We start from the raw sequence: 13,334 nt of genomic DNA on the forward strand, positions 1-13,334 counted from the left end.
CCTCAGGTCCGCATCTTCTCGCCGCTCGGGTCGAAAGGCGCCTCGACATTGATGCGGGCCGGACGCCGATGTCCAAGAATCTCGATCTCGAACAGGCCGGCGCTTTCGTCCTCGGCAAGCGCCGCCGGCACATAACCCTGTGCCATCGACTTCTGGACATAATGGGCATAGCCGCCCGACGTCACCCAGCCGACCACGCGCCAGTCACCGTCGATGATGCCGCGCACGGCCGAAGCGCCCTCGGCAGCCTTGGAGCCACGCACTTCCTTGCCCTTGTCGTCGAAGCGGGGCGCGCCATAGCCATGCGGCTTGTCCACCGTGCCAAAATCCTTGCTGACCTTGGCCCAGATCGGTTCGTCCCCCATCACGTCGGCATCGGCGGCATCAACGATGAAGGAGACACGGCGCAGTTTCGGGCCTTCCGCCTGTTCCTTGGCGGCGGCTTCGCGGCCGATGAAGTCGTTCTTCTCGAGCTTGATGAAGCGGTCCATCGAACCTTCGAACGGCCCGTAGATCGGACGCAGCTCGCGGAACCAGGTCGGGAAGTTCTTCTCAAGACGCATCGACAGCAGCGCGCGCATGCCGAAATCGACCAGGCCGAATTCCTCGCCGGCGTCCTTGATCGCCTTGTACACCAAACGCTGGTAGGCCGGCGCCATCCAGATCTCGTAGCCGAGGTCTCCGGTGTAGGTGATGCGGTTGACCATGCAAGGCGCGCCACCGACCGCCATCTCGCGGAAATCCATGAAGCGGAAAGCCTTGGTCGAGATGTCGACATCGACCAGCTTCTGCAAGAGGTCGCGGGATTTGGGTCCGGCGATCGACAAGCCGACCAGCGTCTGGTCGAAGCGATGGATGCGCACCGAACCGTCCTTCGGCAGGTGCTTTTCGAACCAGCGCATGTGGTATTTCTGCGCGGCCGAAGAACCCCAGATCATGAAGCGATCTTCACCCGCCTTGGCGATGGTGAAGTCGCCGATCAGCTTGCCGAACTCGTTGATCATCGGGGTGAGCACGATGCGGCCGGTTTTCGGCATGCGGTTGGTCATCAGCCGGTTGAGGAACTCTTCCGCCCCCGGTCCCGACACTTCGTATTTGGCGAAGTTGGCGATCTCGGTCACGCCGACGCGCTCGCGCGTGGCGCGGACTTCCTCGCCAATCGGGCCGAAATCGTTGGACCGGTGGAACGAGACGATGTCCTTTGGCTCCTTGCCCGTCGGCGCGAACCACAGCGGGGTTTCCAGGCCCCACGAGTCGCCCATGACGGCGTTATTGGCGAGCATGGTGTCGTAGAGTGGCGTCGTCTGCGCCGGACGCGCTGCCGGCAGTTCCTCGTTCGGGAAGCGGATCGAGAAGCGACGCGAATAGTTTTCGCGCACCTTGGCGTTGGTGTAGCGCAGGCCGGCCCATTCGCCGAAGCGGGCGACATCCATGCCCCAGACGTCGAAACCGGGATCACCATGCACCATCCAGTTGGACAGAGCGAGGCCGACGCCGCCGCCCTGGCTGAAGCCGGCCATGACGGCGCAGGCGCACCAGAAATTGGTCAGGCCCTGCACCGGGCCGACCAGCGGGTTGCCGTCGAGCGCGAAGGTGAAGGGGCCGTTGATGATCTGCTTGATGCCGGCCTTTTCGATGCCGGGGAAATGCTTGAAGCCGATTTCCAGCGACGGCGCGATGCGGTCGAGGTCCGGCGGCAGCAATTCATGGCCGAAATCCCAAGGCGTGTTGACCGGCGACCACGGCTTGCAGGCCTTTTCATAGGTGCCGAGCAGGATGCCGTTGCGCTCCTGGCGGGTGTAGATCTCGCCCTTGAAGTCGAGCACGCCGATCATCTCGCGGCCAGTCGACTTGTTGAATTCCTCGACCTCCGGCATCGGCTCGGTGAGGAGGTACATGTGCTCCATCGCCAGAACCGGCAGCTCGACGCCGACCATGCGGCCGATCTCGCGCGCCCACAGGCCGCCGCAGTTGACGACGTGCTCGGCATGGACAGTGCCCTGTTCGGTGACCACGTTCCAGGTGCCGTCGGGCTGCTGCGTCAGGTCGACGACGCGGTTGCGCAGCACGATCTCGGCGCCGAGTTTCTTGGCCGCCTTGGAGTAGGCAATGGTGGTGCCGGAGGGATCGAGGTGGCCTTCGACCGGATCCCACATGGCGCCGACGAAGTTCGTCTCATCCATCAGCGGGAACATCGCCTTGGCTTCCGAAGGCGTGATCAGCTCGGTATCCATGCCGAGATAGCGGCCCTTGGCGTGCGCGAGCCGCAGGAAGTCCATGCGCTCGGGCGTATCAGCCATCATCACGCCGCCGGTCAGGTGCAGCGAGCAGGACTGGCCTGATAATTCCTCGATCTCCTTGTAGAGCTGCACCGTGTAGGCCTGCAGCTTGGCGACGTTGGGGTCGCCGTTCAGCGTGTGGAAGCCGCCGGCCGCGTGCCAGGACGAGCCAGAGGTGAGCTCCGAGCGTTCGATCAGCATGATGTCGGTCCACCCAGCCTTGGCCAGGTGATAGAGCACCGAGCAGCCGACGACGCCGCCGCCGATGACAACCGCTTTTACATGGGATTTCATGAAGATAGGTCCGTTTTTGCGTAAATTGAATCAGAGGTTTCGGTCGCTGGCGTGACGACGCACGCCAAGCACGATCAAAAATCGGTCGGCGCGCCGCCTTCGGCCGTGCGCTTCTGGACGAAGTCGTTGAGTTCCTCGCGGATCGCCGGATCCATGTAGGGCTCGTCATAGGAGGCCAGCCGCTCTTTCCAGACCTTGTTGGCTTTTTCCATTGCCGTCGGCGAGCCGGCTTCCGCCCAGGTCTCGAAATTGCGCCAGTCGGAAAGGATCGGCGAGTAGAACGCGGTCTTGTAGCGGTCCTGCGTGTGCTGGGTGCCGAAGAAGTGGCCGCCTGGGCCAACCGACTGGATGGCGTCGAAGCCTAGCGCTTCTTCCGACAAATCGAGCGGGGTCAGGAATTCCGCCACCATCTGCAAGAGGTCGATGTCGAGAATGGTCTTTTCGTAGGAGCAGCGCAGGCCGCCCTCGAGCCAGCCGGCCGCGTGCATCATCAGGTTGCCGCCGCCCTGGATGGCGCCCCACAGCGAAAACACGCTCTCATAGGCCGCCTGCGCGTCGACCGTATTGGCGGCGCAGGTGTTGGATGTGCGATAGGGAATGTTGTAGCGGCGGGCAAGCTGGCCGCCGACAAGCTGCGCCTTCATGTATTCGGGCGTGCCGAAGGCCGGCGAACCGGACTTCATGTCGACATTGGAAGTGAAGCCGCCATAGCCGACAGGCGCACCCTTCTTCACCATCTGGGCAAAGGCAATGCCCGACAGCGCCTCGGCATTCTGCTGCACCAGCGCACCGGCGATGGTCACAGGCGCCATCGCGCCCGACAGGGTGAAGGGTGTGACGATGACGACCTGGCCCTTGCTCGACATCTGGATGATGCCTTCCATCATCGGCACGTCGAGCTTGAGCGGCGAATTGGTGTTGATGATGGTGAATACGGACGGCTCCTCAAGCAGTTGCTCGTGGCTGATGCCGCGCGCGATGCGGGTGATCTCAATGCCGTCGACATTGCGTTCCTTGCCGAGCGAATAGATGTGGAACACCTTGTCGGTCAGCATTGCGAGGTCGCGAACACATTCGAGGTGGCGGACGGATGGATGGATATCGGTCGGCTCGACCGGATAGCCGCCGGTGCAGTTCAGGATGTTGTGCATCTGCGCAAGGCGCAGGAAATTGCGGTAGTCCGCCTGGTTGCCGGGCCGGCGGCCACGGTCGATGTCGGAGCAATTGGGTGCCGACGCCATCATCGAGATGATCAGATTATCGCCGCCGAAGCGGACATTGTGCGCGGGATTGCGGGCATGGATGGTGAATTCGGACGGACAATGCGAGACGAGTTCGAGAATCATGTCGCTGTCGAAGCGAACGCGTTCCGAGCCTTCGCGCACATCGGCGCCATGCGCCTTCATGATACGCCGGGCCTCGTCGTGCAGGACGTCGACGCCGATTTCCTTGAGCACGCGCAAGGAGGTGAGGTGGATCGACTCCAGCTCGTCGTCCGAAACCAGCTTCGTGGGTTGCAGCGGGATCTTCAACTGCCGAAACGGCGGCTGCTCGAACGCGGCCGAGCCTCCGGCTCGCTTTCCGGCACGGCCGCCACGGCGGGCACGGTCGGGTGCCAGGGCCGGTTCTGCAGGGTTTAGGGCGGCGGTCATGATGGTCCTCGTAGGATGCGAATGGCGGGCGGCATAATGGACCGGCGGCCCGCCGGCCATTGCGGAGGTGGCGACCACTAGGGCGAGGGAAGCGACATGCCGGAACGGCAGCCGCGTGGCTACGACATTCGCCTTGGCCAAACCGGCTCGCCGGGAAATGCCCGCGAGCGGCAGGCGGGATAGAGGCTGACGTGGAGTGCGTTACACTTCCGTCTTTTACTTCTGATATACTTCGGCGCTTAACGTCTTTGGAGGGGGGCAGTCATGCCTGACGTCGTCAAAGTGCGTGCCGCGACAAACAACGAAGTCGCGTTCCTTTCCTGGGATCTTGACGGGATGATCCCGGGTTGCCTCGGTTTCGAGATCGTGCGCCTCTATCCAGACACAGGCGAAGAGCGCTGCCTGGCGTCCTGGGTGCCGTTCAAGGGGCAGCGCAATCCGCGATGGATTCCGCAGGACACCGGCGTCTGGCCGGTGCAGAAGACATTTTGGCGCGATCTGACCGTGCGGCGACGGCGCGACAGCATCGACGTCAGACCGGACGGCGAGATGATCGCCTACCGGGTGCGTCCCGTTGGCGACATGAAGCCGGGCCTCGATCCGGTGCCGGTGCGCCCCGATCAGGTCGTCGACGGCAAACCCGCCTATACGGGGCCATCGCGGCCGCTCGGCTATCTCGGCCAGGGTGCCATCAGCCCGCCGATCTTCCTTGGCCAGATGTTCGGCAAGGCACGCATCGCCTTCACCAATGGCGTGCTGTCGACGCAATGGATGTCGCACGCGTTGCAGGAAGCCGGCATCAAGGTGGGGCAGCGCGAGAAGATCGCCGCGATCCTTCAGGACCCGACCAGCAAGATACGCGCCTACCTGCATGGCGATGTGCCCGATGTACTGACCAGTCTCCTGAAACGGGCCAGGACCGAGGGCGGCACGGTCAGGCTTGCCCTCTATGAGCTTGGTGATGACGAATTGTGTGACGCTATCATCGCCGCCAAGGATGTCATCGAGGTTATCCTTTCCAATTCCGGCAAGGGCAAGCTTCCAGACGCGGCCGAAGACGACAAGACCGAGGTTTGGGATGCCGGCAACTTTCGGTACAGGCAGCGCCTGCGCGATGCGGGCGTGGTGGTGACGGACCGCCTGTTCAACAACAACCATATCGGCCACAACAAATTCGCCGTCTACCGCGATGCGCAGGGCAAGCCGCTGGCGGTGATGACCGGCAGCACCAACTGGACCTCGACGGGCATTTGCGGACAATCCAACAATGCCTTCGTCCGTGACGATCCCGCGATGGCCGAGGTCTTCAACGACTATTGGCAGCGCATGAAGGCGGACGTGTTTCCTCCGCCAGCCAGCGAAACCGCTGCCGGGCACGTCGCGCAGATGCAAGGCGTGCCGTTCCGCAGGGATAACCATTTGCCCAATCCGCGGAATGGGGCGACCTCGGCGCTGGACGGCATGACAGTCTGGTTCTCCCCGAACGACCCGAAGCGCAGCAAGAAGGATATCTCGGTGCGACCGGTGGATCTGGAAGATGTCTTCGCACGCATCAAGGCGGCGAAGCGGGCGGTGCTGTTCCTGGTGTTCAATCCTTCGCTGCTTGGCGAAAACTCGATTGTCGACCAGGCCGTCGCGGCGGCGAAGGCGGATCCGAATTTGATCGTGCAAGGCGCGATCAGCGATGAAACCGCAATGCCCAATTATGTCGCTCCGACCAAGGATCCGGTCACCCACAAGTCGAACAAGGACGGCAAGGCGCCCTTCGTGTATCCGGAGAAGGTCTGGGAAGCGCCGAATGTCTCCATCGTGCGGGCGGCGAACCTGACCGGCGCCACGATCGCACGCGACTTCCAGGCGGAGGTGCTGACCGTCGGCCATGCCATCGTGCACGACAAGATCGTCATCATCGATCCGATGGAGAACAACGCCACCGTCATCACCGGCAGCCACAACCTCGGTTACAAGGCGTCCTACGAAAACGACGAGAACCTGGTGATCGTGGAAGGCGACAAGACATTTGCCGCGGCCTATGCCGTGCACATGCTCGACGTCTTCGACCACTACAAGTTCCGCGCCTGGCGAAGGACGATCGGCAAAGGGCCTTCCGCCGATGACGGGATTTCGGTCGACGACAAGTGGCTGAAGCCTTACGCAGAAGGCAAGAAAGGCGCGATTGCCCGGTATTTTCCGTAGCGTCGCCAAGTCGCGCGTTTCAATCCGGACCGATCGGTGATCGCCAATCGCTCGGGTTGATTGGCGCAAGCGGATTTCCCCTGCCGGCCCTTTCTTTCCCATGATCGAGCCAGTAGCTAGTGACACTTGCCGGCCGGGAGGTCAGCCGGCACCTCACATGGAATGACGGAATGGTCGCAACCGGCTCGAGCGAAGGCGAAGCGGGGACGCAGTGGGCGGCGCTTGCCGGCGTGACCGCGGCGCTTGCCATGTTCGGCGCTGCGCAAGGGCTGAGCTCGCCCCTGTTCACGCTCCTGATGCAGAAGCAAGGCATGTCGCCTGGGCTTATCGGCCTGTCGGCGGCAATGATGCCGCTCGGGCTGATCCTGTCGGCGTCGTTCGTGCCGGCGGCAGTACGGCTGGTCGGTGCGCGAAACCTGGCGGTCGGCTGCTCGCTGGTTGGAGCGCTGTGCTTCCTGGGCATCGGCTACCTGCAAAACTGGGTGGCCTGGTATGCCATCCGCTTCATCATCGGCGTCGTCATCAACCCGCTCTATATCCTCGGCGAGGTCTGGGCACTGTCGCTGGCGCCGCCCTCACGGCGCGGTCGCGTGATGGGCGTGTTCAACACGCTGATGGGCGCCGGCTATGCGGCCGGCCCGTTCACCTTGACCCTGGTCGGAACTTCGGGCTGGGGGCCTTTCAGCGTTGGTGTCGGCGGCTTCGTGCTATGCGCGATCATCCTGCGTCTTGTCTCCTCGAAGCTCGCCGGTTTCGAGGATGACGGCCAGCCCGCCGGCAGCTTTATCGGTTTCGCACGGCTGGCGCCGGCGCTGCTGCTGGCCGTGCTGGTCTCGGCCGCCGTCCAGCAAAGCACCTATGCGCTGGTCCCGGTCTTCGGCGCCGGCTATGGCTTGCCGGAAGCCGTGCTCGCCGCGCTGGTGATGGCGCTTTCCCTGGGCAACATCCTGCTGCAGATCCCGCTTGGCCTGCTCGCTGAGCGGTTCGGCGGCCGCCCGATGATCCTGGCTTGCGCGATGGCAACGGCCGCCTGCGCGATTCTGCTGCCGCTGCTGATCCTGACACCGCTGATATGGGGCGTGCTGCTGGTGATGGGCGCGGTCGGCTACGGCGTCTATACGATGGCATTGGTCGAGCTCGGCAGCCGGTTCAAGGGCACGCTGCTTGTCACCGGCAACGCCGCCTTCGCCTTGCTGTGGGGCGTTGGCGGTATCGTCGGCCCGCCCGGCGCCGGCCTGCTGATGCAGGGCATCGGCCCGCTGGGCCTGCCCGTGGTGATCATCGGCCTCGACGCCTTGCTGGTGATCTTCGCGCTCTATCGCGCATCAGTTCGCCGGAGCGGCCAGGCATGATGGCGGCCGGTTCGGACAACAGCCAGGCCGGGATGCAATGGGCAGCGATCACCGGCGTGATCGCGACCGTCTCGGTGTTCGCGATCGCGCAAGGGCTGTCCTATCCGCTGTTGAGCTTCATCCTGCAGCGCCAGGGCGTCTCGCCGGCAATGATCGGCTTGTCGGCGGCGATGACGCCGATCGGCTTCATCGTCTCGTCGCCGCTCATCCCAGGATTGGCGCGGCGGTTCGGGGCAGGGCGGACGGCGCTTACCTGTGCAGCGCTTTCGGCTGTGGTGCTGGCGCTGATCGGCTGGACGCAGAATGTCTATCTGTGGTTTCCGCTGCGCTTCCTGATCGGCGCGGTGACCAATCCGCTCTATGTGCTGAGTGAAATCTGGGTGATCGCACTGGCGCCGCCGGCGCGGCGAGGGCGCATCATGGGCGTCTATTCGACGATCATCTCGGCCGGATTCGCGGCTGGCCCGCTTTGCCTGCTTGCCGTCGGCACCGAAGGCTGGCCCCCCTTCCTCGTCGGTATTTCCGCCTTCGTTCTATGCGGCATCTGTCTGGCTTCGGTGCTGCCGCGCCTGCCCAAGGTCGACGAGGCCGGTCACCAGGTCTCGGTCCTGGGCTTCGTGTCGATGGCGTGGCTGCTTTTGTTTGCGGTCATCGTTGCCGCGGGTTTCGAACAGGGCGCGCTGGCCCTGCTGCCGGTCTATGGCACCCATCACGGCATCGCGGAGGTCCGCATGTCGGCGCTGCTGTCGGTGATGATTGCCGGCAACATCGCCATGCAGGTGCCGCTTGGCCTGCTGGCGGAGCGGATTTCCGCGCGTCTGGTGCGGCTTGCCTGTGTTTGCTTGACCGTGCTCGGATGCGTGCTGCTGCCGCTTCTCATCGAAACGCCGCTGATCTGGCCGATGATCTTTGTCTGGGGCGCGGTTTCGTACGGCATCTACACGATGTCGATCATTGAGCTTGGCGAGCGCTTCACCGGCTCGACACTGGTCGCCGGCAACGCCGCCTTCTCGCTGATGTGGGGCGTGGGTGGCATAGCCGTGCCGCCGCTGGCGGGAAGCGCGATGGATTTGCTGGGCGCCGGTGGCCTGCCGATCACGCTGGGCCTGATGTGCCTGGTGCTGGCGGTTGCGAGTGTCGCTGGTCGCGGTAAGGCCCGAATCCTCTGCTGAGATGCCGCAGCTATTGAATATCGGACAAGGCATGTCGATCTTGCATGCCGAAGCATTGCCTATCGGAGATTCCATGCCCAAGCCCATCGCCAAGCCAGAAGCCGCAGATCCCTATCTCTGGCTGGAAGACAGGACCAGCAAACAGTCTCTGGACTGGGTGCATCGCCAGAACGAGATCACGGTTGGCGAATTGCAGGGCGATCCGTCCTACCAGGCGTCGTTCCAAACGGCGCTCGACCTGATGACGGCCGAGGACAATATCGCGGTCGGCGCGGCAATCGCCGGCCATGTCTATAATTTCTGGCAGGACAAGACCAATGCGCTCGGGCTGTGGCGCCGCACGACGGTCGCTTCCTACAAGACCGAGAAGCCGGTCTGGGAAACAATCATCGACTTCGACCAGCTTGCGGCGAAGGAGGGGATAAAATGGGTGTTCAGCGGCGCCAGCCGGCTCTATCCGGATTTCAGCCGCTGCCTGCTGTCGATGTCGCCCGATGGCGGCGACGCCAGCGAGATGCGTGAGTTCGACATCGAAACCAAATCGTTTATCGAGGGTGGTTTCCGGGCGCCGGCCTCGAAGTCGAGTTTTGGCTGGCTGGACAAGGACACGGTCATTGTCTCGGCTGCCTTCGAGGAGGCCGACAAGACCGAGTCCGGCTACCCGCGCGTGATCAAGCTCTGGAAGCGTGGCACGACGCTGGAGGAGGCGACGCCGATCTTCGAGGCAAAGACCGAAGACCTCGCCGCCGGCGCCGGCGTGGAGTTCGACGGCGACAAGCGTCACGTGTTTCTGGCGCGGGCGATCAATTTCTTCGCGTCGCACAGTTTCCTGCATTTCCCGTCTGGTGAAAACAGGCGCATTCCGCTGCCCGACGACGCCACCGATACATCGCTTTTCAAGGATCAACTGGTGTTTGGCGTGCGCACGCCGTGGACGGCGCCTGACGGCACGGTGTGCCAGCCGGACGGGCTCTATTCGTTCAATTTCGCCCACTGGATCGAAGCCGGCGGTTTTGGGACCATCGAAACCTTGTTGGCGCCGGCGCATCGCGTGTCCATCGCCGGGCTCGCCAGAACGCAGGACCGGCTGTTCATCAGCCTGATGGACAATGTCCGCGGCAAGGCTCTTGTCTGCGAACGCAAGGAGGGCGCCTGGTCCATGAAACCGGTGGCGTTGCCTGAAAACGGTACTGTCGGCATCAGCCATGCCGAGCATTTCGGGTCGAGCGTGTCCTTCTCGTTCACGGATTTCCTGACGCCGAGCTCGATCATCTGGTCGGATGATGATGGCGAGACGCTCGCCACGGTGAAGTCGCAGCCGGCGCGGTTCGATGCCGCGCCGCTGATCTCGGAGCAGTTCGAGGCGCGCTCGAAGGACGGCACGATGATCCCGTATTTCGTCGTCAGGCGGCGCGACCAGAAGGGTCCGGTGCCGACGCTGCTCTATGGCTATGGCGGCTTCGAAGTGCCGCTCCTGCCCGGCTATGCCGGCGTGCGTGGCAGGCTGTGGCTGGAGAAGGGCAATGCCTATGTGCAGGCCTGCATCCGTGGCGGCGGTGAGTTCGGGCCGGCCTGGCACCAGGCGGCGCTGAAAGGTAATCGCCAGAACGGTTTTGACGATTTCGCCGCGGTGGCTGAGGACGTCGTCAGGCGCGGCATCGCGACAGCAAGCTCGCTCGGCATCCAGGGCGGCTCGAATGGCGGCCTGCTGACCGGCGTTTCGCTGACGCAGCATCCCGAACTTTTCGGCGCCGCCATCATCGAGGTGCCGCTGCTCGACATGCTGCGGTACACCGAGCTGCCGCCCGGCGCCTCGTGGATGGCCGAATATGGCGATCCGTCGAAGCCGGAAGACGCCAAGTGGCTGTCCGCCTATTCGCCCTACCAGCACGTCAAGGCCAATCCCGCCTATCCGCCGGTGCTGCTGACGACCTCGACCGCCGATGACCGGGTCCATCCCGGCCATGCGCGCAAGATGGCGGCTCGCCTGCAGGAGGCGGGCCACGCCAGGACGCTGTTTTTCGAGGAAACCGAAGGCGGACATGGCGGGCGTGGCGACCGCCGGCCGCAGGCGGCGCAGACGGCGATGAAATATGTCTTCCTGCAGCGGGCGCTGACCGCCAAGGCCTAGAATCATTCGTTCATGGGCCAAGCAAAGGGTGGTTCACCTCGACCAGCCTTTGCTCTAAGGTGCCGGCATGGCTCTCGTCAGGACCTTGGTTCGCGCGTTTGAGGCTCGCGCATCGCGGGTCGCGGTGACACCGTCGCCGCGCACGCTGCGCGCCGAGCTTTTGCGGCTGTGCGCCCGCATCGGTTATTCACCGCCCGCAGCCCTCTGATGCATTCGCCCCGGCGCCAGCCGGACAGAATCCAGAGGAAAGATCCAGACATGACCTATCAGAATTATTCGCTGAAGCAGCTTCAGCAGATCGACGCCGCGCATCATCTTCATCCCTTCACCGACCACAAGGAACTGCGCGAAGCCGGCTCGCGCATCATCACCCACGCCAACGGCCCGTTCATCTACGATTCCGAAGGGGCCGAAATCCTCGACGGCATGGCCGGGCTGTGGTGCGTCAACATCGGCTATGGCCGCGACGAGCTGGCGGAGGCCGCTTACGCCCAGATGAAGGAACTGCCCTACTACAATTCCTTCTTCAAATGCTCGACGCCGACGCCGGTGCTGTTGTCCAAGAAGCTGGCCGAGATCGCGCCGAAGCACGTCAACCAGGTGTTTTATGGTTCCTCCGGTTCGGAGGCCAATGATACGGCGCTCCGCCTGGTGCGCCACTACTGGGTGCTGGAAGGCAAGCCGGAAAAGAACCGCATCATCTCGCGCAAGATGGCCTATCATGGCTCGACCATCGCCGGCACCTCGCTCGGCGGCATGGATGCCATGCACAAGCAGCTCGGCGGCGCCGTGCCCAACATCGTCCATGTGATGATGCCCTATGCCTATGAACTGGCACTGCCTGGCGAGAGCGATCATGATTTCGGCCTGCGCGCGGCAAAGTCGGTCGAGGACGCCATCCTCGAAGCCGGCGCCGACAAGGTCGCGGCCTTTATCGGCGAGCCGGTGATGGGGGCGGGCGGTGTCAAGATTCCGCCGGCGAGCTACTGGCCGGAAGTGCAGCGCATCTGCCGCAAATATGATGTTCTGCTGATGCTGGACGAGGTCATCACGGGCTATGGCCGCACCGGTGAATGGTTCGCGGCGCAGACGCTTGGCATCGAACCGGACACCATCACCACGGCCAAGGCGCTGACGTCAGGTTACCAGCCGTTGTCGGCCTTGCTGGTCGGCGACCGCATTGCATCGACGCTGGTCGAGAAGGGCGGCGAGTTCAATCACGGCTACACCTATTCCGGTCACCCGGTGGCTTGCGCCGTGGCGTTGAAGAACCTGGAAATCATCGAGCAGGAAGGCCTTGTCGACCGCGTCAGGAACGACACCGGGCCTTATTTCGCCAAGGCCCTGCAGGAGCGCATTGCCGGACATGACCTCGTCGGCGAGGTGCGTTCGATCGGCCTGATGGGCGCGATCGAGATCGTCAAGGACAAGGCGACCAAGGAACGGTTCCTGCCGTCGGGAAGTGCCGCGGTGACGGTGCGCGACCATGCGATCGCCAACGGCATGATGCTGCGCGCCACAGGCGACACGATGATCCTGTCGCCGCCGCTGATCTGGACTCGCGACACGATCGACATGGCCTGCGAGCGTATCGGCAAGGCGCTGGATCTGGCAGAGGCCGATCTGCGCAAACGATAAGAGCAAACCTCGACCGGGCGTTCTTCAAGGGAATGCCCGGTTTCGGGATACATGCCGTGATGGTCGGGAACGAATCCCGTTCTTGGCGCGTAGTGTGTGAGGCGGCGGCCGATCGGCCCGCGACGAGGGATTTGTTTCCATGAGAAAGACCGGCAAGAGCCGAGGTATGCAAGATGCGGCCGGCATCGGCGCGGACCTGATGCTGGCGCCTTTGGTGGCGATGATGCGCCTGCCCCTGATGGTCATGGACGCCAGGAGCGGCGAACCCTGGGCCACGGAGACGGCGAGGGCGGTCAGCGAGAAGACCCTTGCCATGGCCGAAGGCACGCTTGCGGCGCAAATGTCCTTGCTGCAATCGGCTTCGCGGTTCTGGCCGGAGGTTCTTTCGGGCCGCACACCGTCGCTGTTCAATGGCGTCGCCGCTGAACGGTCGGTCAGCGCGGCGCTGAAGCCGGCCAGCCGCACGGTAAAGGCGAATTTTCACCGCCTTTCGTCATAGGCTTGACCCCGAGGCCACGGATTGTCGCCCGAAGGGGAGCGGTTACGGTTTTCGGGATGGTGATGTAGAACCCACTGAGGCAGATTTGCCCGCAGCGCATTGTGCGTGCCGGTATTCCAGA

At 63.5% G+C, this 13,334-nt stretch carries 8 protein-coding genes; 6 read left to right on the forward strand and 2 right to left on the reverse strand.

Annotated elements, in window-relative coordinates:
* Positions 1–2: 2 nt before the first annotated feature.
* Complete coding sequence (locus EB231_RS18260) at positions 3–2,573, reverse strand: GcvT family protein (protein ID WP_172350094.1); 2,571 nt, start codon at positions 2,571–2,573, stop codon at positions 3–5.
* 74 nt (positions 2,574–2,647) lie between these two features.
* Entirely contained in the window at positions 2,648–4,225 is a 1,578-nt protein-coding gene (locus tag EB231_RS18265) for a trimethylamine methyltransferase family protein (protein WP_172350095.1), read from the reverse strand.
* Positions 4,226–4,489: 264 nt separating this feature from the next.
* Here EB231_RS18265 and EB231_RS18270 point away from each other — a divergent pair, with 264 nt between their 5' ends.
* The 6 genes from EB231_RS18270 to EB231_RS18295 all read left to right on the forward strand — a co-directional run bounded on the left by EB231_RS18270 (position 4,490) and on the right by EB231_RS18295 (position 13,213).
* Positions 4,490–6,421 (forward strand): phospholipase D-like domain-containing protein, encoded by a 1,932-nt coding sequence (locus tag EB231_RS18270; protein WP_172350096.1) that lies wholly within the window; start codon positions 4,490–4,492, stop codon positions 6,419–6,421.
* Between the two features lie 170 nt (positions 6,422–6,591).
* Positions 6,592–7,773, forward strand: coding sequence for an MFS transporter (locus EB231_RS18275; protein ID WP_172350097.1), 1,182 nt, complete (start codon positions 6,592–6,594; stop codon positions 7,771–7,773).
* The gene (locus EB231_RS18280; protein WP_445299321.1) at positions 7,773–8,945 is read left to right on the forward strand and encodes an MFS transporter; all 1,173 of its coding nucleotides are present in this window, start codon (positions 7,773–7,775) and stop codon (positions 8,943–8,945) included. The genes EB231_RS18275 and EB231_RS18280 overlap by 1 nt, the downstream gene beginning before the upstream one ends.
* A 73-nt stretch (positions 8,946–9,018) precedes the next feature.
* Positions 9,019–11,076 carry a prolyl oligopeptidase family serine peptidase gene (locus EB231_RS18285; protein WP_172350099.1) on the forward strand — a complete coding sequence of 686 codons (2,058 nt, stop codon included), beginning with the start codon at positions 9,019–9,021 and terminating at the stop codon, positions 11,074–11,076.
* A gap of 258 nt (positions 11,077–11,334) precedes the next feature.
* Positions 11,335–12,714 (forward strand): aspartate aminotransferase family protein, encoded by a 1,380-nt coding sequence (locus EB231_RS18290; RefSeq protein ID WP_172350100.1) that lies wholly within the window; start codon positions 11,335–11,337, stop codon positions 12,712–12,714.
* Positions 12,715–12,853: 139 nt separating this feature from the next.
* Complete coding sequence (locus tag EB231_RS18295; RefSeq protein WP_172350101.1) at positions 12,854–13,213, forward strand: hypothetical protein; 360 nt, start codon at positions 12,854–12,856, stop codon at positions 13,211–13,213.
* The last annotated feature ends 121 nt before the right edge of the window (positions 13,214–13,334 follow it).

The organism is Mesorhizobium sp. NZP2298, assembly GCF_013170825.1.
GTDB lineage: Bacteria > Pseudomonadota > Alphaproteobacteria > Rhizobiales > Rhizobiaceae > Mesorhizobium.